The organism is Pseudomonas sp. NFACC05-1, from assembly GCF_900100135.1.
Lineage (GTDB): Bacteria > Pseudomonadota > Gammaproteobacteria > Pseudomonadales > Pseudomonadaceae > Aquipseudomonas > Aquipseudomonas fluorescens_Q.
The window spans coordinates 255,460-274,676 of sequence record NZ_FMTR01000005.1 but is presented as its reverse complement, the minus strand read 5'-3'; the positions used below and the strand labels follow the sequence as shown (position 1 = coordinate 274,676).

Sequence of the window (19,217 nt, the reverse complement as noted above, 5' to 3'; positions counted from 1 at the left end):
GAACTGAACATGCCTGCAGCAACCGCCACCAGCCCTTGGTACAAGCACCTCTGGCCGTGGATCATCATCGCGATCCTGACCTGCTCGGTGACACTGAGCCTGACGATGGTGACCATTGCGGTGAAGAACCCGGACAACCTGGTCAACGACAATTATTATGAAGCCGGCAAGGGCATCAACCGCTCGCTGGAGCGCGAATTGCTGGCCCAGACCCTGCAACTGCGTGCCAACGTGCAACTGGACGAACTCACCGGTGAGGTGAACCTGCGCCTGAACGGCAACAGCCGTCCCCAGACCCTGGAACTGAGCCTGATCTCGCCGACCCAACCGGAGAAGGACCGCAAGATCGTCCTGACCCGCAACGACAGTGAACCAGGGCGCTACGTCGGTCAGTTGGCGGACAAGATCGAAGGCCGGCGCTTTGTCGAATTGCTGGGGGTGGAGAACGACAAGACCTGGCGCCTGTTCGAAGAAGAGCAGATCAATCACGGCCAGGACCTCCTGCTCGGCGATGAACCGCTGCAAGGCGCTGAAGACCTGAAGCAGTAAATCGCTTCTCTGTGGCGAGGGAGCTTGCTCCCGCTGGGTCGCGAAGCGGCCCCGTTCGTCGTATGACCGGCTCACCCGATTACGACTGCTACGCAGCCGAGCGGGAGCAAGCTCCCTCGCCACAACAGCGCCCATAAACCAGCAAACGCCCCAGCCAAAAAGGCCTTCATGCGACAACCATGACCACTCCACAGCCCTGCTACCACTGCGCCCTGCCCGTCCCCCCTGGCAGTCGCTTCACCGCCGTTGTCCTCGGTGAAACCCGCGAGCTGTGCTGCCCGGGCTGCCAGGCGGTGGCCGAGGCCATTGTCGCCGGTGGCCTGGAAAGTTATTACCAGCATCGCAGCGAAGCGTCGGCCAACCCCGAATCCCTGCCCGTCCAGTTGACCGATGAACTGACACTGTACGATCGCCCAGACGTGCAGCAATCATTCGTGCGCCATGAAGGCGAACTGGCCGAAACCACCCTGTTGATGGAAGGCATCAGTTGCGCCGCCTGCGGCTGGTTGATCGAAAAGCAATTACGCAGCCTGCCGGCCGTGGCCGAGGCGCGGTTGAACCTGTCCAATCATCGCCTGCATGTACGTTGGGCCGACGCTCAACTGCCGCTGAGCACGCTGCTCACCGAATTGCGCCAGATCGGCTATGTCGCCCACCCGTACCAGGCCGACCAGGCCTGTGAACAACTCGCCGCACAAAACCGCCTGGCCCTGCGCCAATTGGGTGTGGCCGGTCTGTTGTGGTTCCAGGCGATGATGGCAACCATGGCCACCTGGCCGGAATTCAACATCGACCTGAGCCCGGAGATGCACACCATCCTGCGCTGGGTTGCCCTGTTCCTCACCACGCCCATCGTCTTCTATAGCTGCGCGCCGTTCTTCAAAGGCGCCATGCGCGACCTGCGCACCCGCCACCTGACCATGGACGTTTCCGTGTCCCTGGCCATCGGCAGCGCCTACGTTGCCGGGATCTGGACGTCAATTACCGGGGTCGGCGAGTTGTACTTCGACGCCGTAGGCATGTTTGCCCTCTTCCTGTTGGCCGGCCGTTACCTGGAACGCCGGGCCCGGGAGCGTACCGCTGCCGCCACCGCCCAACTGGTCAATCTGTTGCCGGCCTCGTGCCTGCGCCTGGAAGACAACGGCCAGAGCGAACGCATCCTGCTCAGCGAGTTGCGCACCGGCGATCGGGTATTGGTGCATCCAGGCGCGGTGCTGCCGGCCGATGGCAGGATCCTGGATGGCCAGTCCAGCATCGACGAATCGCTGCTGACCGGTGAATACCTGCCACAACCTCGCCAGGTGGGCGACGCGGTCACCGCCGGCACGCTGAACGTCGAAGGGGCCTTGACGGTCGAGGTGCTGGCCCTCGGGCAAGACACCCGATTGTCGGCCATCGTGCGGCTGCTGGAGCGGGCCCAGGCCGAAAAGCCACGGCTGGCGGAAATCGCCGACCGCGCGGCCCAATGGTTCTTGCTGTTCTCCTTGATCGCCGCTGCCGTCATCGGGCTGGTGTGGTGGCAACTGGACGCTTCGCGCGCGTTCTGGATCGTCCTGGCGATGCTGGTCGCCACCTGCCCTTGCGCGTTGTCCCTCGCCACGCCGACCGCCCTCACCGCCGCCACCGGCACCCTGCACAAACTCGGTCTGCTGCTGACGCGCGGTCATGTGCTGGAAGGCCTGAACCAGATCGACACGGTAATTTTCGACAAGACCGGTACCCTCACCGAAGGCCGCCTGGCGTTGCGCGCCATTCGGCCATTGGCGGCCCTCGACAGTGATCAATGCCTGGGCTTGGCCGCCGCCCTGGAAAACCGCTCCGAACACCCTATCGCCCGCGCCTTCGGCCGCGCGCCATTGGCCGCCGAACAGGTGCAAAGCACCCCGGGGCTGGGGCTGGAAGGTTTGGTGACCGAACAGCGCCTGCGCATCGGCCAGCCCGGTTTCGTCTGCGAACTGAGTGGCGTCGCCGTACCGCAAATGCCGGACGAACCCGGGCAATGGCTATTGCTGGGCGATGAGATCGGGCCCCTGGCCTGGTTCGTCCTCGATGACCGCTTGCGCGTCGATGCCCCGGCACTGCTGGCGGCCTGCAAGGCACGGGGCTGGCGGACGCTGCTGTTGTCGGGTGACAGTTCGCCCATGGTTGCCAGCGTCGCCGCCGAGCTGGGCATCGATGAGGCTCGCGGCGGGCTGCGCCCGGACGACAAACTGGCCGTGTTGCAGCAGTTGCATCAACAGGGCCGCAAGGTACTGATGCTCGGCGATGGCGTGAACGACGTGCCCGTGCTGGCGGCGGCGGACATCAGTGTCGCCATGGGCTCGGCCACCGACCTGGCCAAGACCAGCGCCGACGCGGTGCTGCTGTCCAACCGCCTCGACGCCCTGATCCACGCCTTCAGCCTGGCCCGACGCACCCGCCGTGTGATCATCGAGAACCTAGTGTGGGCCGGGCTGTACAATGGCCTCATGTTGCCGTTCGCCGCCCTCGGCTGGATTACGCCGGTGTGGGCGGCGGTCGGCATGTCCATCAGTTCGTTGACCGTCGTGTTGAATGCGCTGAGGCTGACACGTCAGCCCAAGACGCAGGTTTTCGACACCACGCCCGATACCCGCCCGCTGTCGGCCTGAGCCGCACGGGCATGGAGTTCCGACATGCCAGCTCTCTACGTGATGATCCCGGCCGCGCTGCTGATCGTGGCCATCGCTGTGTACATTTTCTTCTGGGCCGTGGACAGCGGCCAGTACGACGACCTCGACGGTCCGGCCCACAGCATTCTGTTCGACGATCAGGACCCGAACCACAAGGCGGCGGTGGACGAAGCCAGTGGCGAGGCCCGCAAGCCGGACGACAAGGCTGGGCCCCATGCTTGACCTGGCACCCCTGTTGGTTTCGGCGGTCATCCTTGGCCTGCTCGGCGGCGGACACTGCCTGGGCATGTGCGGCGGCCTGATGGGCGCCCTGACCCTGGCGATTCCCAAGGAACAGCGCAGCCGGCGCTTTCGGTTGCTGCTGGCGTACAACCTGGGGCGGATCCTGAGCTACGCCACCGCCGGGTTGCTGATCGGCCTGGCCGGTTGGGCGGTGTCCAACAGCCCGGCGGCGATGATCATGCGGGTGCTGGCCGGCTTGCTGTTGATTGCCATGGGCTTGTACTTGGCGGGCTGGTGGAGCGGCCTGACCCGCATCGAAAGCATCGGTCGCGGCCTGTGGCGGCACATCCAACCCGTCGCCAACCGTTTGCTGCCCGTGTCGAGCCTGCCCCGGGCCTTGCTGCTCGGTGCGCTATGGGGCTGGCTGCCGTGCGGCCTGGTCTACAGCACCCTGTTGTGGTCCGCCAGCCAGGGCAATGCACTGGACAGCGCGTTGCTCATGCTCGCCTTCGGCCTGGGCACCTGGCCGGTGCTGCTCGCCACGGGCCTGGCCGCCGAACGCGTCACCGCCCTGCTGCGCAAACGCAGCGTGCGCATGGCCGGTGGCTTGTTGGTGATTATTTTCGGCGCATGGACACTGCCGGGGCCACATCAACATTGGCTCATGGGCCATTGACCAAGTCGCCCCCAATCGCGAGCATCGACAACTCCCAATGCCCCGTTGACGCAAATCAAAACGGCCACCCCCTCGCGCCCCTAGACTCGCCCCATGCCAGTCTATCCGGGGAATGCCCGCATGCTCGACACCATTTGTTGGGACTCAAATCTTATCCGCCGTTACGACCTGGCGGGACCACGCTACACCTCGTACCCCACTGCAGCGCAGTTCGGCAGCCAGGTGGGCACCTTCGACCTGCTCCATGCCCTGCGCGACAGCCGCAAGGCCCTGCGGCCGTTGTCGCTGTACGTGCACATACCGTTCTGCGCGAACATTTGCTACTACTGCGCCTGCAACAAAGTCATCACCAAGGACCGCGGTCGTGCCCACGCCTACCTGCAACGCCTGGAGCAGGAAATCCAACTGATCGGCTGTCACCTGAACCCCACCCAGCGCGTGGAACAGTTGCACTTTGGCGGCGGTACCCCGACGTTCCTCAGCCACGACGAACTGCGCCAACTGATGGCCAAGCTGCGCCTGCACCTGAACCTGCTGGACGACGATTCCGGTGACTACGGCATCGAAATCGACCCCAGGGAAGCCGACTGGTCGACCATGGGCCTGTTGCGCGAACTGGGTTTCAACCGGGTCAGTATCGGCCTGCAAGACCTTGATCCAGCGGTGCAGCGGGCCGTCAATCGCCTGCAAAGTCTCGAGGAAACCCGCGCAGTGGTCGAAGCCGCCCGGACCTTGCAGTTCCGTTCGATCAATATTGATCTGATTTATGGGCTGCCCAAGCAGACCCCGGAAAACTTCGCCCGCACGGTCCAGGAAGTCATCCATCTGCAACCGGACCGGCTCTCGGTGTTCAACTACGCCCACCTGCCGGAACGCTTCATGCCCCAGCGGCGCATCAACAGCCAGGACTTGCCGACCCCGGAGCAGAAACTGGCAATGCTGCAAGGCACCATCGAACAACTGACCACCGCCGGTTACCGCTATGTCGGCATGGACCACTTCGCCCTGCCCGACGACGAACTGGCAATCGCTCAGGAAGAGGCTACGTTGCAGCGCAACTTCCAGGGCTACACCACCCATGGCCATTGCGACCTGATCGGCCTTGGCGTGTCAGCCATCAGCCAGATCGGCGATTTGTACTGCCAGAACAGCAGTGATCTGAGCCATTACCAGAACACCCTCGCCGACGGGCAACTGGCGACCAGTCGCGGGCTGATCTGCAACGCTGACGACCGGCTGCGGCGCGCGGTGATCCAGCAATTGATCTGCCATTTCCACCTGCCCTTCGCCGAGATCGAGCAAACCTTCAACATCGATTTTCGCGGTTACTTCGCCCCGCAATGGCCGCAATTGCGGGCCATGGCCGCGGATGGGCTGATCGAGCTGGATGACACCCACATCCGGGTATTGCCCGCCGGGCGCCTGCTGGTTCGGTCCGTGTGCATGGTGTTCGATGCCTACTTGGAGCAGCACAACCGACAGCGCTTCTCCCGCGTTATTTGAGCGCGACAATTTGACGACGAAACCGCACTGGCCGGAGTGCCATCTCTGGGGTACCCTTACGCCTTATGCGTGATTTCCCACAAGGATTTAAGAAATGTCCGAGCCAGTCAAACTGCGCGCCCACAACCAGGCCCATTGCAAGGATTGCAGCCTGGCCCCCCTCTGCCTGCCGCTTTCGCTGAACCTTGAGGACATGGACGCGCTGGACGACATCGTCAAACGGGGCCGACCGTTGAAAAAAGGCGAGTTCCTGTTTCGCCAGGGCGACGCCTTCGACTCTGTCTACGCCGTGCGCTCGGGCGCCTTGAAGACCTTTAACCTGAGCGATGGCGGCGAAGAACAGCTCACCGGCTTCCACCTGCCCAGCGAACTGGTGGGCCTGTCCGGCATGGACACCGAGTCCCACCCGGTCTCGGCCCAGGCGCTGGAAACCACCTCGGTGTGCGAAATTCCCTTCGATCGCCTGGACGAGCTGGCCATACAGCTGCCGCAACTGCGCCGCCAGTTGATGCGGGTCATGAGCCGGGAAATCCGTGACGATCAGCAGATGATGCTGCTGCTCTCGAAAAAAACCGCCGACGAGCGTATCGCCACATTCCTGGTCAACCTCTCGGCACGCTTCCGCGCTCGTGGGTTCTCGGCCAACCAGTTCCGCTTGAGCATGTCGCGCAACGAAATCGGCAACTACCTGGGCCTGGCGGTGGAAACCGTGTCCCGGGTGTTCACCCGCTTCCAACAGAACGAGTTGATTGCCGCCGAAGGCAAGGAAATCCACATTCTCGACCCGATCCAGCTCTGCGCCCTGGCCGGCGGCTCGATCGACGGCTGATGAACCTGCGCGGCTGAGGGATTTGCCTCGCCGCGCTATACTGCCGCGTTTGCAGCCCTGCCAGGACACCTCCACGATGGTCTTCGACTCCTTCGATATCAAATCCCTGATCCGCCCCGTGATCGATTTCCCCAAGCCCGGCGTGATCTTTCGCGACATTACCCCACTCTTCCAATCCCCGACCGCCCTGCGCCTGGTCATGGACAGTTTCGCCCACCGGTACGTCGAGGCCGAGTTCACTCACATTGGCGCGATGGATGCGCGGGGTTTCCTGATTGGCTCGATCCTGGCCTATCAGTTGAACAAGCCGCTGATCTTGTTTCGCAAGCAAGGCAAGCTGCCGGCCGATGTGCTGGCCGAGGGTTACCAGACCGAATACGGCGAAGCCTTCCTTGAAGTGCACGCCGATAGCTTGTGCGAGGGTGATTCGGTGGTGATGTTCGATGACCTGATTGCCACTGGCGGCACGCTGATCGCCGCTGCCAACCTGATCCGCCGTATGGGCGCCAAGGTCCACGAAGCCGCGGCGATCATCGACCTGCCGGAGCTGCTCGGCTCCCAGCGCCTGGAAGACATGGGGATTCCCACGTTCTGCCTGACGCAGTTCTCGCTCAGCGAAAGGTAATTGGCAGGCAACAATCGAACCTGTGGGAGCGAGCTTGCTCGATGGCGATTTATCAGTCGCATGGATATTGACTGATCCACCGCTATCGCGAGCAAGCTCGCTCCCACAGGTACTGTGTAGCGGCTACAACGCGATCGGCTTGCGCCCGGCAAACGAATGCGCCAGCGTCCCGCCATCCACCAATTCAAGCTCCCCACCCAGCGGCACGCCGTGGGCGATGCGCGAGGCGATCAAGCCTTTGTTGTTGAGCAGTTGGGCAATGTAATGGGCGGTGGCTTCGCCTTCGACCGTCGGGTTCGTAGCGAGAATGACTTCCGTGAACGTACCCGCCTCTTCGATCCGCGCGATCAACTGTGGAATGCCGATGGCTTCAGGCCCCAAGCCGTCGAGCGGTGACAAATGGCCCTTGAGCACGAAATAACGGCCACGAAAACCGGTCTGCTCTACCGCATACACATCCATCGGCCCTTCCACCACGCAAAGCAGGCTGTCGTCCCGACGCGGATCGGCACATTGTGGACAGAGATCGTCTTCGGTGAGGGTGCGGCATAACCGGCAATGCCCTACGCCTTCCATGGCCTGGCTCAGGGCCTGGGCCAGGCGCGAACCGCCGCTGCGATCACGCTCGAGCAATTGCAACGCCATGCGCTGGGCAGTTTTCTGACCTACACCCGGCAACGTTCGCAGGGCATCGATCAGTTGGCGAATCAAAGGGCTGAAGCTCATGGAGGAAATGTCCGACATAACAACGAGACGCGGTTTATACCCGCGCCTCCGATTAGCGTCAAATACTCAATCCTGCGCGACCCGCACCACCAACTTGCCGAAGTTGCGCCCTTCCAACAACCCGATAAACGCCCGTGGCGCATTCTCAAGGCCATCGACCAGGTCTTCACGGAACTTGACCTTGCCATCGCGCACCCAAGGGGCCATGGCACTGATGAACTCGGGCTGACGGTCGCCGTAGTCATCAAACACGATAAACCCCTGGATCCGCACGCGCTTGTTAAGCAACGTGCGCTGCAACTGCGGCAAGCGATCCGGGCCGCTCGGCGCTTGATGATCGTTGTAGGACGCGATCAGGCCACAAAGCGGGATTCGCGCCTTGGCGTTGAGCAGCGGCACGACGGCATCGAAAACCTTGCCACCGACGTTTTCGTAATAGATGTCGATGCCCTTGTCGCAAGCCTGCGCCAGCTCCTCGGCAAAACGTGCGCTCTTGTGATCGACACAAGCGTCAAATCCCAGCTCGTCGACCACGTACTTGCATTTCTCGCGGCCACCCGCGACGCCGACGACGCGCAGGCCCTTGATCTTCGCCACCTGGCCGACCACCGAGCCCACCGCACCCGAGGCCGCTGCGACCACCAGGGTCTCCCCGGCCTTGGGTTGGCCGATGTCCATCAGCCCCATGTAAGCGGTCATGCCCGGCATGCCCAGCACACCCAGGGCCATCGACGGGCTCGCAAGCCCCGAGGGGATGGGCATCACGTTGCGCCCGTCGCTGATGCTGTGGCTCTGCCAACCGGTGGCCCCCACCACCAGATCACCCTCCTGGAATTTCGGGTGCATCGAGCGCTCCACGCGGCTGACGGCGCCACCGGTCATCACCTCGTCGATTTTTACCGGAGCAGCGTAGGAAGGCGCGTCACTCATTCGCCCACGCATGTAAGGGTCCAGCGACAGGAACTGCGTCTTGAGCAGGATCTGCCCTTGCGCCAGCTCCGGCAGCGTCACGTGCTCCAGGCGGAAATTCTCCGCGGTCGGGGCGCCGTGGGGGCGGGAGGCAAGGACGATGCGCTGGTTGGAGGTCGATGCTTGTGACATGGAAGCGTCTCCTTGATCGTTGAGTGGCACGTATAGGGAGCAGACCATTGCCGAGGGGGCGGCGTTCGATGTTTGTTCAAGCGGGCACCTGTGGTAGCAAGGCTTGCCCGCGATACAGAGACCTCGGTGTGTCGGAGCGGCGCGTCATCGTTCATCGCGGGCAAGCCTTGCTCCCACAGGTATGATTTCTACCACCGCTCGCGCCTATGACAGAAACAAAAATGCCAGGCGCGATGCCTGGCATTGTGTGTAGCCCATCCCGACCGGGATGGCGAATCAGAACGGCAGTTTCATGCCCGGCGGCAGTTGCATGCCGGCCGTCATGCCAGACATCTTGTCCTGGCTGTTGGCTTCGATCTTGCGCACCGCGTCATTGACGGCGGCGGCGAACAGGGCTTCGAGCATTTCCTTGTCGTCTTCGCTCAGGCCTTCGACCACGCTTGGGTCGATGCTGACGCGCTTGATGTCGTGGCGACCGGTCATGACCACGGTCACCATGTCGCCGCCGGACTTGCCGGTGACTTCGGCGTTGGCCAGTTCTTCCTGCATCTTGGCCATTTTTTCCTGCATCTGCTGCGCCTGCTTCATCAGGCCGGCCATGCCACCTTTCATCATGGGAATCACCTCGAAAGTACTTGGATAAACAACGCACCCGGCCCGTTCGGCCCGGTGCCTTCAGTTATGAGCCCTGGGTGACCGGGGCCTCGACAGGTTCGATAGTATCGTGACGGACCACGGCGCCGAACTGTTGCATCATCTGCTGGATGAATGGATCACCGTGGATCGACTCCTCGGCTTCGCGCTGACGGTCGGCACGGCGCCGGGACGCGGCCTGGGCCGGGGTCTCCTGCTCGGGCTTGATCAGCTCGATGGTCAGCGTCAGGGTGCGCTGGTGGTACTGGTTCAGCGCATCGTTGAGGCGGCGCTGCTGGGTCGCGTTGAACAGCGCGCTGTGGGCCGGGTCCAGGTGCAGCAGCCAGTGGTCGCCCTCCACGGCCATCAGCGTGCAGTTGGCGGCGATGCTGCCGGTCATGCCGCTGATCGGCAGCTTAGGGAACAGCTCCAGCCATTGCAGGGCCAGCCCGGTGGCTGGCATCGCCGCGGGTTCCGGCTCGGGCTCCGGGGCCGGCTCAGCGGCGTGCTCGCTGGCCAGGTCGTCCAGGTAGCTGTAGGCCGAATCCAGGTCTGGCTCGATGTAATCCTCGTCCAGCGGCGGTTCGTCATCCTGATCGATGCCTGGCGTGGCGACATCGACGTCGGCCACTGTCGGTTCGGGCACCGGCGCGGCGACCCACTCAGGCGCATCGGGCACCACGCTGTCGGGCGTCGGCAAAGGCATCGGCGGCAACTCGGGCTGCTCGGCGATGGTCTCCAGGACCGGTTCCACGGCAGGTTGCTGGACAACCTCGGGCTCGATCGGATCGTTCCAGGGCAGATCGACAACGGCTTCGGCGACCGGTTCGGGCAGCGCCTCGACGATCGGTTCAGGTTCTGGCTCAGGGGCCGCGACAACGGGTGTCGGGGTCGCTGGTGCCACAGGTGCCACAGGTGCCGACGCTACCGGAGCCGAAGCCACTGCCGGCGCAACGACGGGCGCGGCAGCCACTGGCTTGGCGGAATCAGCTGTGGCCTGGCTGATCCCCACTGGCTTTAGCGCTTGCCTCGGGGCATCCGCTGTGTCGGCTGGCCGGAACGCCAGCATCCGCAGCAGGACCATTTCGAAGCCGCCGCGCGGATCGGGGGCCAGGGGCAGGTCGCGACGGCCGATCAGGCCCATCTGGTAATAGAACTGCACGTCTTCGGCCGGCAGCGCCTGGGCCAGGGCCAGAACGCGATCACGATCGCCATGGCCGTTGTCGACGCCTTCGGGCAGGGCCTGGGCAATGGCGACGCGGTGCAGCACGTTGAGGATTTCCGAGAGTACGCCATTCCAGTCCGGCCCCTGCTCGGCCAGGTGACGCACCGCCTCGAGCAGCGCCTTGGCATCGCCTTCGATCAGCGCATGCAAAACGTCATAGACCTGGCCGTGGTCGAGGGTGCCGAGCATGGCCCGGACATCGGCGGCCATGACCTTGCCTTCACCGAAAGCGATGGCCTGGTCGGTCAGGCTCATGGCGTCGCGCATCGAACCATCGGCGGCGCGCCCCAGCAGCCACAGCGCATCGTCCTCGAAGGGCACGTTCTCGACGCCCAGTACGTGGGTCAGGTGCTCGACGACCCGTTCCGGCGTCATGTTCTTGAGGGAGAACTGCAGGCACCGCGACAAAATCGTTGCAGGAAGTTTCTGCGGGTCGGTGGTCGCCAGGATGAACTTGACGTAGGGCGGCGGCTCCTCAAGGGTCTTGAGCAGCGCATTGAAGGAATGGCTGGAGAGCATGTGCACTTCGTCGATCAGGTAGACCTTGAAGCGCCCACGGCTCGGCGCGTACTGCACGTTGTCGAGCAGCTCGCGGGTGTCTTCGACCTTGGTGCGGCTGGCGGCGTCGATCTCGATCAAGTCGACGAAACGGCCCTCGTCGATTTCCCGGCAGACCGAGCACTCGCCGCAAGGCGTGGAGGTGATGCCGGTTTCACAGTTCAGGCACTTGGCGATGATCCGTGCGATGGTGGTCTTGCCCACGCCACGGGTACCCGTGAACAGGTAGGCATGGTGCAGCCGCTGGCTGTCCAAGGCATTGATCAGAGCCTTGAGCACATGGGTCTGGCCGACCATTTCGCGGAACGAGCGCGGACGCCATTTACGTGCAAGAACCTGATAACTCATCGAAAACCGTCGCAACGAAGGAACATAAGCGGCTAATGCTAGCGGAGCAGGGGCGAAATTGCATCCGGTGTGCTCGTCTAATCTGACTAAGATGGGATCAGGGACTAGGTTGTCGACGCGGTTTTGCACAGTCAGGAGAGTTTATGCGCTCAGCCATGGGGGCTTTGCTGTTGTTGGGGACAGGTTGTCTTGCTGATGAAGTACCTTTGCGTTTTGCCGTTACCGACGGCTGGGCGATGCCCATGGTGCAGATCGAACGGGGTCGCCCGACCCAGGGCATCCTTCCCGATGTAATGACCAGCCTGGCGACCCAGATGGGACTGCCAGCGCAATTCCACGTCCTGTCCCGCGCCCGGCTGGACAGCGCCATGAAACACGGCGAGATCGACGTACGTTGCTATGTCAGCCCTGAATGGGTGAGTGATGGCGGCGATTATCTGTGGAGCATCCCATTGTTTTTCCAACGCGACCTGCTCGTTGCCACGGCAAACGCACCTGCGGCAGTAACACCGGCAACGCTGGCGCACCAGGCCATAGGCACAGTGCTCAGCTATACCTACCCGACCTTGCAACCCTTGTTCAACAGCGGCCAACTGCGCCGAGACGATGCTCGCAGCCAGGAGCAAGTGCTGGCGAAACTGCTGGCAGGCCGCTATAGCTATGCGGTCAGCAACCAATGGGCACTGGACTGGTTCAATCAACGCCATCCGGCGGATCGACAACTCCGTGCCGTGGCTGTGCTTCAGGAACAGCAGTTGAGCTGTTACGTGCGCAACGATCCGGACATTCCAGCGCAACGCATCCTGAGAACCTTGCTGAACATGAAGACGTCCGGGGAAATCGACGCGATCATCCAGCTTTACACTGGCCGCAGTGATGCATCGCAGGCCAGGAGAGAGGCACCCTCCCCCTGATCGCCTGGCCGCTGCTGCCATTGCGACGGCGGGATGAAGCCCTGCACCCAGCCGGGTATCCGTTCGGGCGGCATGGGCCGTGCGATGAAATAACCTTGTGCCACCTCACAGCCCAGGCTCAACAGCAGTTGGCCGTGCTCAAGGCTGTCCAGCCCTTCGGCGACCACCTCACGGCCAAACGCCCGAGCCAGGCCGATCACCGCTTTGGTCAGTGCCAGGTCGTCGCGGTCATGGAGGATGTCGCGGACAAAGGTCTTGTCGATCTTGATGGCTTGCGTGCGCAGGTGCTTGAGATCATTGAGCGAGCAGTAGCCCGTGCCGAACCCACCCAGCGAAAACCCCACGCCCAAGGCATGGCAGGCCTGGAGGCAAGCGCTGACGTGGGCAAGGTTCTCCACCGCGACCGATTCGACAATCTGCAGATCCAACAGGCATGGCGGTACCGCCGGATGCCGCTCCAACACCTGTCGCAGCCGCTCGACAAAATCCGCTCGCTGGAAATGCCGCGCCGAGATATTGATGCTCACCGGCCAGCCCTGCCCCGCTTGCAGCCATTGCTGCAACTGGGTCAATACCTGCTCCATGACCCACTCGCCGATCTCGACGATCAGGTCGGTCTCTTCCACCAGCGGCAGGAACTCCCGAGGCGGCACCAGGCCACGTTGCGGATGCTTCCAGCGCAGCAGCGCCTCCAGGCCGACCACGGTGCCGTGGCGCATGTTGACCTTGGGCTGGAAATGCAGCCGCAACTCATTGCCTGCCAGCGCCTGGCGGACCCGCTCGACGGTCTGGTAAGTGGCTCGCACTTCCTTGTCCCGGGACACATCGAACAAATGGAAACGATTGCGACCGCTTTGCTTGGCCACGTACATCGCCTGGTCGGCATGACGCAACAAGGTCTCGGCGTCTTCGTTATCCCAAGGAAACAATGTGACGCCAATGCTGGCGAAGACCTTGATGCCCTTCCCGTCAATGCCATACGGCATGGAAACAGCGATCAACACCCGGCTCAACGCGGCGTGCAACTCATCCATCCCACGCACATGGCGCAGCACCAGCACGAACTCGTCCCCACCCAGCCGCGCCACCACATCCTCGCCCCGCACGATACTGCGCAGGCGCCTGGCGACCTCCACCAGCAGCCGATCGCCACTGGCGTGGCCGTAGCCGTCATTGACCGCCTTGAAGCCATCGAGGTCGAGCATGCACACCGCCAGGGGCAAGTTTTCCGCACGAGAAAACTCCAGGGCCTGGTCCAGCAGATCGGACAGATAAGTGCGATTGGGCAACCCGGTCAGCACATCGTGACCAACCCGCCATTGCAGCGAATGCAGCAGGCGACGCTTTTCGCTGACATCGAAGCGAATCGCCAGGTAGCGTTCGACTTGTCCTGTATCGTCATCGATCACTGGCACCAGGGTGGTGTCGACCCAGTGCAGCGTACCGTCCTTGGCCCGGTTACAGATTTCCCCTTTCCAGACCTGGCCCAGGGCAATGGTGCGCCACATGGCGCCGAAGAATTCGTCAGGGTGCTGGCCGGAATTGAGCAGGCGATGGTTCACACCCAGCAACTCATCGCGCCGGTAACCAAAAAGGCTGCAAAATTGATCGTTGACGTAGGTAATGCGCCCGCTCAGATCGGTTTCGGAAAAAATCGCGGCGGCGTCAACGGCTCTGCGGTACTTCTTATCCATCGAAGCAGTCATCCATGAGTCAGGCTCATTTGTCGCGCGCGGTTGCACCGCCTTCAAGACAGGCGAAAATCAACTAGGCTCAAACACTTTGAGAGAAGCTGGAGCGCGGGCCCTGGCGGTACTAAGGGAGAGCTTCAGCCCTTGCCAAGTATCGCGGCAAGAAACGCAAGGCCCGGTCTCTGCACACGCCCCCGGCTTCTGAAGCAGGTCGCCAAATACCCGTGCCAAAGGCCGATTCTACGAAACACATCACACTTTGCAAAGCAAGGTGATGGATCACGCGGTTGTCTAATGCGAAAATCTATCGTTAAGTTCTTGATTCTAAATGGGAATTAAGCGATGCAAATTTCAAGTTTGGGTCCAGCCATCAGACGCTACCGCAAAGTAGCGGGGCTTACTCAGGCTGAACTTGGCGAAAAAACCGGTTTTGACCCCAAAACCATCAGCCGCTTCGAAACCGGCACCTACACCCCCAGCGTCGAAGCCTTGTTCCTGCTTGCCAATGTGCTGGATGTACAACTGAAAGCCTTTTTTGCCGACATGGGCGATGAGGACGAACAGCGGGCCTATCTGTTCGGTGTCATACACAGAGCCACGCCGAAGGATCTGGGAAAGCTGATCGCCGCGGTTGACCAGGCCTTGTCCAAGCCTTGATGAAGTCATGAAAAAGAGAAGCCAGTATACCTGCCGCCCGTGCTGCTTCTGTTCGACGGCGGGTACCTGCGGCGTGACAATGCGCTCAGCCTGGAACAAGTACTGGTCAAACTGCTGGCAAACACGTTGACGCTTTTGTTATCGATGGCATGGAAACCGCCAGGGCAGATTCTCTCCTCGGGGAAATCCCAAAGCATGCCTTACCCCAGCGTTGCACGGGATACGGGGCCCGCCGATGCCGGGAAGGGATGGTGAGTAGAGCTTGGTAGCCGATGCACACCGACCAATTGGAAGGAATCAATAACCGGCTCACGCAGAATAAGCCCGTGGCTACCGAACAGTGAGTTCCTTTTATATAAAACGACTCTCCCTGCAAATCGCGAAGAACTTAAAACCACCGCTCGTCCGGACTGTCAGTTCTGACAGTAGACAACAAATATGGCAAAAAAAAACAATCACAGGACAAGAAACCGCTAACTTCTTGCAGCGCCGCACCAACTCAGGCCATATTTGCTGGATAATCAAATGAAAACCAAATCAGTGACCGCATCAAATAAAACGCCTATGACAATCAGATCTTCGAAGGCGCTTTTATTGTCAAAGAGCTTGTATACCCGGACTGACCTTACAAATCCAGAATGGAGACTGGTTGAAACCTGGCAAATCGAGCCATTCCTTTTCCCTACAACAACAGATATACGCCCCAACCATTATGGCTTAATAGTCGCCTACATCCCTGACTCAATCACTCTGAAAATGAGTGACCCGGAAACAGGGGCCATATTCGAAATAAAAAAATTTGGAGACCAAGTTACTTATACATCAATGAACTCACAGGGATCGGTCACGACAAACTTTGCCTGGGACATCCTCGCATCCGTGGATCTTATCGTTGGCGAGCAAAGCCGGTCATCTCATAACAACAAAAACCAGTTTCATGAAGAAAATGGCATCCAACACCTTATAGCCGTTGGCGAGGAACAGGGTTCCATTTTCAGCAATGGAAAAGAATCCGTCATAGTTCCGAACACGACATATTTTTCATTTACAACAAATACCAGCCTGTATTTCTCCGCAGGAGAAAACCAAGCTAGCTCCATCCATCAAGTGATTAATGAGAAATTAGTAAAAGTAGAGAGCCGCATCCTCCAGGGCTATGCATCTTCGGGAGGAAGCTATGCCCTTACCGACAACAAGGACAAGCTTTACCCTGACGGAATATCAATCTTGAATATAGATGATGGATTTTCGGAGAGTGTAGCTAAAATAGAATTCAACCATAACACCACCGACGGAACCGTTAAAATATCGGTACTGTCGAAAACAGTTAGAGTTTGTGAACTAAGAGAATCGATGATTGTATTTGCACTATAACTTCGGGAGTGAAACACCTCACCAAAGCACGGGGCGTTTTAACCAGCAATAAGCTGCGCTATCCCGGCAAATTTCAAAGCGAAAAGGATCACCCCGCTTCAGACTGACCGAAAGGCATCTCATAGACCTTACGAACGAAGGCCTGGGTGTTATGGAGGCAACCCCACCAGCCACACCCCGGCACACAATGTTCCCGCTGTGGCTGCTTCCTTCCGGATCTGACCAGGTTCACGGGTAATCGTTGCGGGGGGACCGATGGGGTCACCATAACGACGCCCGCCTGACGGCGAGCCGGGCCATTGTACCTATCTGACGAGAAGTTACAAGCGTTCGCGGCGGATAAAAAAACTGAAGATGTTCAAGTACTTGCTGTGGGCGCATCGCTTGCTAGCGATGACGTTGGCACATTGGACATGAATGCAAGCTGGCTCAGCGCTTTCGCGAGCAAGCTCCCACAGGGGATCTGTGGTGATGCAAATCCCGAGGCCATCCAAAAACAACTGTGGGAGACTCTATGGTGCATGCATAGCCCTTAAATGCCTTTCGGCAGATATTCGCAACAGCTCGTTAGCACAGCTTTGCTTGAGGCTGACACGAGCCTGAACCAAGGCGCCCGGCGCCGAAGAAGACTTATAAGTCGGCGCGGTTCAGGAGTGCAGGTCACGCCCTTCGTTTTCAAGTAGCGGGCCAGCAGTCGAGCATCCAGCGCATCAGTTTTGGCCCGTACGTTCACGCCCTTGCGGTAATGGCTGAGCTCATAACCACCGACCATATGGATCACACAGCCGCCCGCATGAGCCAGATCGGCGAACTTCTGGTGATAGATATTGCAGGCTTCGATGGCCACTCCCACTGGCGCGAACCAGGCCTTGAGCCATTTCTTGACCGCCGATTTGTTGGGAATCGTCTCAAGCCGATCTCCCTTGGGTGAACGGAGGAGGGGTGAAATCTCCCACGGCCTGTACTGCGCTAACAGTCAGAAGCGGACTTTGTCCCTCCTCCTCCCTTCAAGTCCTACCATACAAGCGGGCTTGCCCGCGAAAGCGCCGGCACACGCAACATGAACGCCTACACCCAACACTTTTAACTAACCCCGAATCATTGTCGACGTTAGATCCTAGCAACAAGAGCGGCGAAAATTGATCTTTCGGCGACAGGATTGAACACTCAGAGATCGTTATGCTTGAACAGCAATTAATCACGACGAAGTATTACAAACTACTACTGGGCAGAATGGTCCATACTCGCCATTAAGCGCCTGGGCCCGAACTTGAACATTGAAGTACACCGGCCTGGAGCCACCACTGACGCCTATTTCATGGCGGTACCAACCACGATGGTCCGGCCGGACAGTGGTGGCGGGGACAAACTGCCCCTGTCCAGTAGACACGGCAGTCACTCTGAACGTATGAGCGGCAATCTGGTCGGGGCAGACGTTATCCGAGATTTGCCAGGCCAATATAATGGTGTAAGTGCTTTGTCCGGCCTGGGATAGCCTCCGGGGCGCATTGGGAATGGTCGTCGCCTTATCCATCTGATCGTGTTTCATAAAATTTTCCATAATAAATATAGCCATCATCCATGGCAGCCTTAGGGTAAAGGAAAGCTAGAATATAAAACCACTGTCAAAACAAATGGCATCACTTTAACTTCGCCCAGGCTCTTATCGAGAGTCGACTCTGTATCTGGCGAGCAAAACTTCCTGCGTGAGCAAACTACAACAGTACCCCATCCGCCCGACCCCCCTCCTCCTGGATCACCAGATGGATGAAGTGCAGCTTGGTAATCACCGCGGCCGGTACGACGAATGGGTAGAAATCCGGCTGGCCCATGCTGCGGGACAGTTCGTTGAGCATGCCGGCCAGTTCGATCCAGGCGTTGACGAACGAGAGGAAGGCCGCACCGCCAGCGTGCCCGGAATCGTATAGGGTTTCGGGCGGGAACGGCTGGTAGTCGAAATCCATTTCCCGGGCGCTCATACCGAACCCCAGGGCGGTGTCCACCGCGTCCATCATGTGCAGGTAATGGGCCCAGGTTTCCGCCCAGTCCTCCCACGGGTGCATGGTGGCATAGGCGCTGACGTAGCGGGTTTGCCAGTCCAGCGGCGCGCCTTGCTGGTAGTGCTGCTCCAGGGCGTCGGCGTAGCTGGCGCGCTCATCGCCGAACAGCTCGCGAAAAGCCCCGAGCCAGTGGCTGTTGGCGACCAGTCGGTCCCAGTAGTAGTGCCCCACCTCATGCCGGAAATGCCCGAGCAAGGTGCGATACGGCTCGCGCATCTGCTGGCGCACGTATTCGCGATGGGCATCGTCAGCTTCCTTGATGTCGAGGGTGATCAGCCCGCTGGCGTGACCGGTGGTGGGTGGCGTGCCGTCGGGGTCGACACCGATGAAATCAAACGCCAAGCCGATGTTTTCGTCGACGGTTTTCGGGATGACCGGCAAGCCGAGAGTAATCAGTTGCGCGACCAGTCGACGCTTGGCGGTCTCGACCTTGCGCCAGCGTTCTGGGTTTTCCGGGATCGACAGGTCGGGAATGGTGCGGTTCAGGCTACAGGCGACGCACAGGGTGTCGTGCCCATTGTCCGGCAGCAGCCAATTACAGGCCGCCGCAGTGTCGAGGTTGGCGCAACGGCGAAACAGCCCGGCTTGGGGATCAACGTCCAGCGTCCAGGTCCCGGCTTGCTCGCCAGGTTGCAAGGACGTCAGGCGACTCTGCTCAGGTTGATAACCCAGCGCCGCCAGGCAGGCCAGGCATTGGCTATTGCGAAAAAACAACGACTGGCCACAGCGGCACGGCCAGACCTTGCTGTTACGTGACCGATCGCCCAGGAACGGCGCGGCGATGCGTGAGCTCAGTTGTTCGAAGAAGCGGTGCATGGCGATCTCTCCCTGGGGCCTGCAAGACTAGATCACCCTGTATCCATGATCGTTCCCAC

17 protein-coding genes and 1 other RNA gene are annotated in these 19,217 nt (G+C 60.5%); 10 read left to right on the top strand and 8 right to left on the bottom strand.

Annotation, left to right across the window (positions count from 1 at the left end; translation table 11 throughout):
* Positions 1 to 9: 9 nt before the first annotated feature.
* The 7 genes from BLO97_RS11175 (at position 10) to BLO97_RS11145 (ending at position 7,055) form a co-directional block, all read left to right on the top strand.
* Positions 10 to 549, top strand: a complete 540-nt coding sequence (locus tag BLO97_RS11175; RefSeq protein WP_063322208.1) for a FixH family protein — start codon at positions 10 to 12, stop codon at positions 547 to 549.
* Positions 550 to 728: 179 nt separating this feature from the next.
* Positions 729 to 3,179: a heavy metal translocating P-type ATPase gene (locus BLO97_RS11170; RefSeq protein ID WP_092345891.1), complete on the top strand. Its 2,451-nt coding sequence runs from the start codon at positions 729 to 731 to the stop codon at positions 3,177 to 3,179.
* 24 nt (positions 3,180 to 3,203) lie between these two features.
* Positions 3,204 to 3,422: a cbb3-type cytochrome oxidase assembly protein CcoS gene (gene ccoS / locus BLO97_RS11165; RefSeq protein ID WP_063322210.1), complete on the top strand. Its 219-nt coding sequence runs from the start codon at positions 3,204 to 3,206 to the stop codon at positions 3,420 to 3,422.
* Positions 3,415 to 4,098, top strand: a complete 684-nt coding sequence (locus BLO97_RS11160) for a sulfite exporter TauE/SafE family protein (RefSeq protein WP_063322211.1) — start codon at positions 3,415 to 3,417, stop codon at positions 4,096 to 4,098. The genes ccoS and BLO97_RS11160 overlap by 8 nt, the downstream gene beginning before the upstream one ends.
* A 120-nt stretch (positions 4,099 to 4,218) precedes the next feature.
* Positions 4,219 to 5,601 (top strand): oxygen-independent coproporphyrinogen III oxidase, encoded by a 1,383-nt coding sequence (hemN, locus tag BLO97_RS11155; protein ID WP_092148436.1) that lies wholly within the window; start codon positions 4,219 to 4,221, stop codon positions 5,599 to 5,601.
* Between the two features lie 94 nt (positions 5,602 to 5,695).
* Positions 5,696 to 6,430, top strand: a complete 735-nt coding sequence (gene fnr, locus BLO97_RS11150) for a fumarate/nitrate reduction transcriptional regulator Fnr (protein WP_063322213.1) — start codon at positions 5,696 to 5,698, stop codon at positions 6,428 to 6,430.
* A 76-nt stretch (positions 6,431 to 6,506) separates the two neighbouring features.
* Positions 6,507 to 7,055, top strand: coding sequence for an adenine phosphoribosyltransferase (locus BLO97_RS11145; protein ID WP_063322214.1), 549 nt, complete (start codon positions 6,507 to 6,509; stop codon positions 7,053 to 7,055).
* Between the two features lie 123 nt (positions 7,056 to 7,178).
* On the opposite strand, the gene recR is transcribed toward BLO97_RS11145, so the two are convergent.
* The 4 genes from recR to dnaX all read right to left on the bottom strand — a co-directional run bounded on the left by recR (position 7,179) and on the right by dnaX (position 11,646).
* Positions 7,179 to 7,781, bottom strand: coding sequence for a recombination mediator RecR (gene recR / locus BLO97_RS11140; protein ID WP_003199585.1), 603 nt, complete (start codon positions 7,779 to 7,781; stop codon positions 7,179 to 7,181).
* Between the two features lie 66 nt (positions 7,782 to 7,847).
* Positions 7,848 to 8,882 (bottom strand): NADP-dependent oxidoreductase, encoded by a 1,035-nt coding sequence (locus BLO97_RS11135; RefSeq protein ID WP_092345889.1) that lies wholly within the window; start codon positions 8,880 to 8,882, stop codon positions 7,848 to 7,850.
* 276 nt (positions 8,883 to 9,158) lie between these two features.
* Complete coding sequence (locus BLO97_RS11130; protein ID WP_003183512.1) at positions 9,159 to 9,497, bottom strand: YbaB/EbfC family nucleoid-associated protein; 339 nt, start codon at positions 9,495 to 9,497, stop codon at positions 9,159 to 9,161.
* Between the two features lie 64 nt (positions 9,498 to 9,561).
* Positions 9,562 to 11,646: a DNA polymerase III subunit gamma/tau gene (dnaX, locus tag BLO97_RS11125; RefSeq protein WP_092345887.1), complete on the bottom strand. Its 2,085-nt coding sequence runs from the start codon at positions 11,644 to 11,646 to the stop codon at positions 9,562 to 9,564.
* 143 nt (positions 11,647 to 11,789) lie between these two features.
* Between dnaX and BLO97_RS11120 the strand changes: the two genes are divergently transcribed.
* Positions 11,790 to 12,560, top strand: coding sequence for a substrate-binding periplasmic protein (locus BLO97_RS11120; protein ID WP_092148445.1), 771 nt, complete (start codon positions 11,790 to 11,792; stop codon positions 12,558 to 12,560).
* Here the strand turns inward: BLO97_RS11120 and BLO97_RS11115 are convergent.
* Positions 12,506 to 14,254, bottom strand: a complete 1,749-nt coding sequence (locus tag BLO97_RS11115; protein ID WP_092148448.1) for a putative bifunctional diguanylate cyclase/phosphodiesterase — start codon at positions 14,252 to 14,254, stop codon at positions 12,506 to 12,508. The genes BLO97_RS11120 and BLO97_RS11115 overlap by 55 nt on opposite strands.
* Before the next feature lie 339 nt (positions 14,255 to 14,593).
* On the opposite strand from BLO97_RS11115, the gene BLO97_RS11110 reads away from it, so the two are divergent.
* Positions 14,594 to 14,908, top strand: coding sequence for a helix-turn-helix domain-containing protein (locus BLO97_RS11110; RefSeq protein WP_063322219.1), 315 nt, complete (start codon positions 14,594 to 14,596; stop codon positions 14,906 to 14,908).
* Between the two features lie 525 nt (positions 14,909 to 15,433).
* Entirely contained in the window at positions 15,434 to 16,282 is an 849-nt protein-coding gene (locus BLO97_RS11105; protein ID WP_139197676.1) for a hypothetical protein, read from the top strand.
* Positions 16,283 to 16,443: 161 nt separating this feature from the next.
* Here the strand turns inward: BLO97_RS11105 and ffs are convergent.
* The 3 genes from ffs to BLO97_RS11085 form a co-directional block, all read right to left on the bottom strand.
* Positions 16,444 to 16,540, bottom strand: an RNA gene (ffs, locus tag BLO97_RS11100) — signal recognition particle sRNA small type.
* A 274-nt stretch (positions 16,541 to 16,814) separates the two neighbouring features.
* Complete coding sequence (locus BLO97_RS11095; protein ID WP_371914665.1) at positions 16,815 to 17,129, bottom strand: IS110 family transposase; 315 nt, start codon at positions 17,127 to 17,129, stop codon at positions 16,815 to 16,817.
* Positions 17,130 to 17,997: 868 nt separating this feature from the next.
* Positions 17,998 to 19,158, bottom strand: coding sequence for a zinc-binding metallopeptidase family protein (locus BLO97_RS11085; RefSeq protein WP_092148454.1), 1,161 nt, complete (start codon positions 19,156 to 19,158; stop codon positions 17,998 to 18,000).
* Positions 19,159 to 19,217 lie beyond the last annotated feature (59 nt).

Coding starts and splice junctions, on each gene's coding strand:
- dnaX (WP_092345887.1), bottom strand. CDS start 11,646: ATGAGTTATCAGGTTCTTGCACGTAAATGGCGTCCGCGCTCGTTCCGC.
- fnr (WP_063322213.1), top strand. CDS start 5,696: ATGTCCGAGCCAGTCAAACTGCGCGCCCACAACCAGGCCCATTGCAAG.
- BLO97_RS11130 (WP_003183512.1), bottom strand. CDS start 9,497: ATGATGAAAGGTGGCATGGCCGGCCTGATGAAGCAGGCGCAGCAGATG.
- BLO97_RS11085 (WP_092148454.1), bottom strand. CDS start 19,158: ATGCACCGCTTCTTCGAACAACTGAGCTCACGCATCGCCGCGCCGTTC.
- BLO97_RS11160 (WP_063322211.1), top strand. CDS start 3,415: ATGCTTGACCTGGCACCCCTGTTGGTTTCGGCGGTCATCCTTGGCCTG.
- BLO97_RS11115 (WP_092148448.1), bottom strand. CDS start 14,254: ATGGATAAGAAGTACCGCAGAGCCGTTGACGCCGCCGCGATTTTTTCC.
- BLO97_RS11175 (WP_063322208.1), top strand. CDS start 10: ATGCCTGCAGCAACCGCCACCAGCCCTTGGTACAAGCACCTCTGGCCG.
- BLO97_RS11170 (WP_092345891.1), top strand. CDS start 729: ATGACCACTCCACAGCCCTGCTACCACTGCGCCCTGCCCGTCCCCCCT.
- hemN (WP_092148436.1), top strand. CDS start 4,219: ATGCTCGACACCATTTGTTGGGACTCAAATCTTATCCGCCGTTACGAC.
- BLO97_RS11105 (WP_139197676.1), top strand. CDS start 15,434: ATGAAAACCAAATCAGTGACCGCATCAAATAAAACGCCTATGACAATC.
- BLO97_RS11120 (WP_092148445.1), top strand. CDS start 11,790: ATGCGCTCAGCCATGGGGGCTTTGCTGTTGTTGGGGACAGGTTGTCTT.
- BLO97_RS11145 (WP_063322214.1), top strand. CDS start 6,507: ATGGTCTTCGACTCCTTCGATATCAAATCCCTGATCCGCCCCGTGATC.
- BLO97_RS11110 (WP_063322219.1), top strand. CDS start 14,594: ATGCAAATTTCAAGTTTGGGTCCAGCCATCAGACGCTACCGCAAAGTA.
- recR (WP_003199585.1), bottom strand. CDS start 7,781: ATGAGCTTCAGCCCTTTGATTCGCCAACTGATCGATGCCCTGCGAACG.
- BLO97_RS11135 (WP_092345889.1), bottom strand. CDS start 8,882: ATGTCACAAGCATCGACCTCCAACCAGCGCATCGTCCTTGCCTCCCGC.
- ccoS (WP_063322210.1), top strand. CDS start 3,204: ATGCCAGCTCTCTACGTGATGATCCCGGCCGCGCTGCTGATCGTGGCC.